Here is a 3,735-nt window from a genome sequence, read left to right as displayed (position 1 = left end):
CGGCACCCTCTACACCGCGCGGGCGTCGTCGGCGGGCGGCCGGGGCGGGCGGGTGACGACGGACGACGGGCTGCTCGACCTCGAGATGCGGGCCCCCCGCGAGCTCGGCGGGCCCGGCGGCGCCCCCAATCCGGAGCAGCTCCTGGCCGCGGCCTACGCGACCTGCTTCCACAGCTCCCTCGAACTGGTCGCCGGCAGGGGAGGCGCGGACACCGGCGGCGCCAGCGTCGACGCGGCGGTGGCGCTGCGCAAGCGCGGCAAGAGCGACGACTACGCGATCGGCGTCGAGGTGACGGTCCGGATGCCGCGGGTCGACCGGGAGACCGCAGGCCGCCTCGCCGAGCAGGCACACCGGCACTGCCCGTATTCCAAGGCGCTGCTGGGCTCCGCGGAGGTCGCGGTGCGCGTCGCCTGACCCCGGGCGGCACGGGCGGCACGGTCGGCCTCGCCGACGGCCGGGCTCCGCGGAGTCGCGGTGCGCGCCGCCCGATCCCGGGTGGCGGGGCCGTGCCAATCTTGTCCCAGGAATCGTCCCGGGAACGGGGACGGGCGGGGAGCCCGCCGCCGGATCCGGGTACTCAACCTCCGTCGCGACGACGTCCCGCAGCCGCCCGCCGGGACGTCGTCGGAGCCCATACCGACGGCAGGGGAGAGAGCCCATGCGGCAACGGAACACGGTCGTGCGCGCCGTGCACGACATCGGGACGGCCATCTGGTTCGGAGGCGCGCTGATGGGCGCCGTCGGCCTCAACGGGGCCTCCTGCGAGGTGAGCGACAGGCGCGAGCGCACGCGCGTGGCGAACGCCGGATGGAACCGGTGGACGCCGGTCAACGTCGCGGGCATCGCCATGAACCTCGCCGGTTCGTTCGGCCTGCTGGCGGCGAACAAGGGCCGGGTGGCCGCCCAGCGGGGCGTGGCGGCCAACTCCGTGGCCAAGGGGATCGTGACCGGTGCGGCGCTGGCCGCGACGGTCTACAGCAGGAAGCTCGGAGCCGAACTCGACCGGGCCGGCGACGTGCCCGCGGAGGGCGGGGTGAAACCGGACGAGGACACCCCGCTCGAGATCGCCAGGGCGCAGCGGCGGCTGCGCGTCATGCAGTGGGTGGTCCCCGGCCTGACGGGCGTGCTGGTCGTCCTGACCTCCCTGCACGGCGAGCAGCAGCGGCCCGGCGAAGTGGTCCGGGGCGTGGTGCGCGGAGCCTTCTCCCGCTGACAGCCCTGACAGCCCTGACAGTGCTGACGGCCCCGGTCGCCGCCGGTGAGTGCGCCGCTCACCGGCGGCAGACCGGCCTGCGGGCCTCGGCGGGCAGTTCGGAAGAGGGCAGTTCGGAGGCGGTGGGCCCGGCGGAGGCGGGAGCGGAGCGCAGCGTGCACGGACGGTCGGGAAGCGCGAAGGTGAGGACCACCAGCACGGCCGTCAGGATGAACGTGGCGGCGATGACGCAGGCGAGCTCCCGCCGGCTGGTGGTGTAGCCGAAGCGGTGGCACACGCCTCTGGCGGGCCGCGACGCGTTCAGGGCGTCCATACGGCAGGCGAAGGCCCGGTCCTGCCTGCGGAGCGACTGCTCGATCTCCGCCAGGATCTGGCTCTCCCGCCGGGACAGGCTCATGACGTGCCGCCGGTGCGCGGAGGACCGGCTCGGCGGGGAGCCTGGGCGATCGGGTTGACGCTGCTCAGAGGTGACATGGCCGTCCAAGATAGGAGGGGGAGCACCTACTGGCTGTTTCATCCAGCCATCAGGACGAATTCCCCGCCATGCCGTGATCACGCGGCGCCCGTACGGAGATCGAAGAACTTTGGCACCGGAACGCCAAAGGAGACGGGAATCTCACTTCTTCGTGGCTTTCATCTGGAGTTGTCCATCCGTCGCGCGACCGCCCGCCCCCGCTCCATCGGAGGCACCGGCGGAGCGGGGGCGGGCGGCGGGCCGACCGGCGGCGGACCGGCGGACCGGAGGGCCGGAACGGGGCCGGCGGCCAGGAGAGCGGACGGCTCAGCGGAAGGGGCGGCCCGTGCCCTCTCCCGGCAGGTAGCCTCCGTCTCCCTCCGCGGTCCGGCCCGACCCTCCGTCGGGGTCGTCCTCGTCCCCGGAGACCCAGTCCAGGCCGGCCCCCACCCGCCCGTCCGCGGGCGCGGCCGCACGGTCCGGCCGGGGTCCGTCGTCGTCCGGACCGTGCTCCACCGGGCCCCTCGCCCGCCGGGCGGCGTCCTCCGGACGGCCGTACGGCCCGTCGGTCCCCTCCGGCATGGGGGAGGGACTGGGCCCGGGGACCGTCTCGACGTGGTCGACGTCGTCGGTTCGCGCACCCACCGCCTTGGCGTCCGAGCCCGCCGTACCCGGTTGCTCGTCGTCCGGGCCGGCCATGTAGCCCATCGGCCTGGACCAGCCGCTCTTGGGCGCGGCGTCGTCGTCCGGGTCGCCGCCGGGCTTGGCGTTGGACCCGCGGATCGAGGCCGGGCCGATGTCGCCGCCCATGTCGTGCAGCTCGGGATCGAAGGTGGTGCCCTTGAACTTCTCCCGCTCGGCCTCTCTGCGGCGCTCTTCCTCGCTCATCGCGCTCCCGCCTCCTTCCTCGCTCACTCGGGCTCCACCCGCATGGCGGCCTCTTCGGCCGTGTAGCCGCCGCCGTCCGGACCGACCTCCTCGCCGATCAGGTCCGCCTCGCTGTCGGAGCGGCCGCCCTGGTCCGGGTCGACCAGCCGGCCCGCGGGCCGGGGCTCGTCCCACACCGCGCCCGACGGTTCCTCCGGCTGCGCGGGATATCCGGAATCGAGGCCGGTGTCCGGCTCGTACCCGGTGTCGAGGTCGGAGCCCGGCCCCAGCCCGCTCGTGGCGCTCACCCCGCCGTCGAGGTCGTCCGGGATCTCCGGATCCAGGCGCCGCTCCCCGGCGCCGGCGCCCTCGGACGGGTCGACTCCGAAGACCGCCTGCTCCTCGGGCACCTCGCGTGCCAGCCGGCCCTCCAGCGGTTCACCCTGGATCTGCTCGTCGACCGTGGTCCCGAAGTCGTCGACCGCGACGGGACGGTCGCCGGGAAGCGGCGCCTCCTGCGGATCCACCGCCCACTGCTGCTGCGGAGTGCCGTCCTGCAGGTCCGGGATGCCCTCGTCCTCGAACCGCGAACGCGGATCGTGTTCCGGAATGTGCTCGCTCACCGCGACTCCTTCCTGCTGTTTCCCCTACCGTCTCCCGCTGCCCCCCAGGTCCCGGCGGTAACGGAGGCGGCGGAGTCAGATCTCCTCGGACGGCGCGGTCGGGTCCAGCTGGCGCGGCTGGGACTCGGCGGCCACCTTGGGGTGGTGCAGGTCGAAGGCGGGCCGCTCGGAGCGGATGGTGGGGATGGAGGTGAAGTTGTGCCGCGGCGGCGGGCAGGAGGTGGCCCACTCCAGCGAGTTGCCGTACCCCCACGGGTCGTCCACGGTCACCCGCGGCGCGTACTTGGCGGTGCGCCAGACGTTGTAGACGAACGGGAGCGTGGACAGGCCCAGGACGAGGGCGCCGACGGAGGAGACGATGTTCAGGTCGGTGAAGCCGTCGATCGCGCTGTAGTCGGCGTAGCGGCGCGGGAAGCCCTGCGTGCCCAGCCAGTGCTGGACCAGGAAGGTGGTGTGGAAGCCGATGAACAGCGTCCAGAAGTGCCACTTGCCGAGCGTGTCGTTGAGCATGCGCCCGGTCATCTTCGGCCACCAGAAGTAGAAGCCGGCGAACATCGCGAAGACCACGGTGCCGAAG

The 3,735-nt window shown here is 73.7% G+C and carries 6 protein-coding genes; 2 read left to right on the top strand and 4 right to left on the bottom strand.

Translation table 11 applies throughout. The features are described from left to right. Window positions 1-415, top strand: a 415-nt coding sequence (locus ACWJ6R_RS32255) for an Ohr family peroxiredoxin (RefSeq protein ID WP_449065841.1), incomplete at its 5' end; no start/stop codon positions are given. A gap of 244 nt (window positions 416-659) precedes the next feature. Beyond that, window positions 660-1,214 (top strand): hypothetical protein, encoded by a 555-nt coding sequence (locus ACWJ6R_RS32250; RefSeq protein WP_449065840.1) that lies wholly within the window; start codon window positions 660-662, stop codon window positions 1,212-1,214. A gap of 58 nt (window positions 1,215-1,272) precedes the next feature. Here the strand turns inward: ACWJ6R_RS32250 and ACWJ6R_RS32245 are convergent, their stop codons facing one another. From ACWJ6R_RS32245 to ACWJ6R_RS32230, 4 genes are all read right to left on the bottom strand, one after another. Beyond that, window positions 1,273-1,611: a DUF3040 domain-containing protein gene (locus tag ACWJ6R_RS32245; protein ID WP_449065839.1), complete on the bottom strand. Its 339-nt coding sequence runs from the start codon at window positions 1,609-1,611 to the stop codon at window positions 1,273-1,275. A gap of 384 nt (window positions 1,612-1,995) precedes the next feature. Then, window positions 1,996-2,556, bottom strand: coding sequence for a hypothetical protein (locus tag ACWJ6R_RS32240; RefSeq protein WP_449065838.1), 561 nt, complete (start codon window positions 2,554-2,556; stop codon window positions 1,996-1,998). A 23-nt stretch (window positions 2,557-2,579) separates the two neighbouring features. Then, entirely contained in the window at window positions 2,580-3,158 is a 579-nt protein-coding gene (locus tag ACWJ6R_RS32235) for a DUF5709 domain-containing protein (protein WP_449065837.1), read from the bottom strand. Between the two features lie 75 nt (window positions 3,159-3,233). Then, window positions 3,234-3,735: cbb3-type cytochrome c oxidase subunit I (locus ACWJ6R_RS32230; protein ID WP_449065836.1), on the bottom strand; the 502-nt coding region annotated here is incomplete at its 5' end.

The organism is Planomonospora algeriensis (assembly GCF_977012225.1).
This window is presented reverse-complemented; position numbering and strand designations above follow the sequence as displayed.

Excerpts from the sequence above, each read along its gene's own strand:
- ACWJ6R_RS32250 (WP_449065840.1), top strand. The coding sequence starts at position 660 with ATGCGGCAACGGAACACGGTCGTGCGCGCCGTGCACGACATCGGGACG.
- ACWJ6R_RS32245 (WP_449065839.1), bottom strand. The coding sequence starts at position 1,611 with ATGAGCCTGTCCCGGCGGGAGAGCCAGATCCTGGCGGAGATCGAGCAG.
- ACWJ6R_RS32240 (WP_449065838.1), bottom strand. The coding sequence starts at position 2,556 with ATGAGCGAGGAAGAGCGCCGCAGAGAGGCCGAGCGGGAGAAGTTCAAG.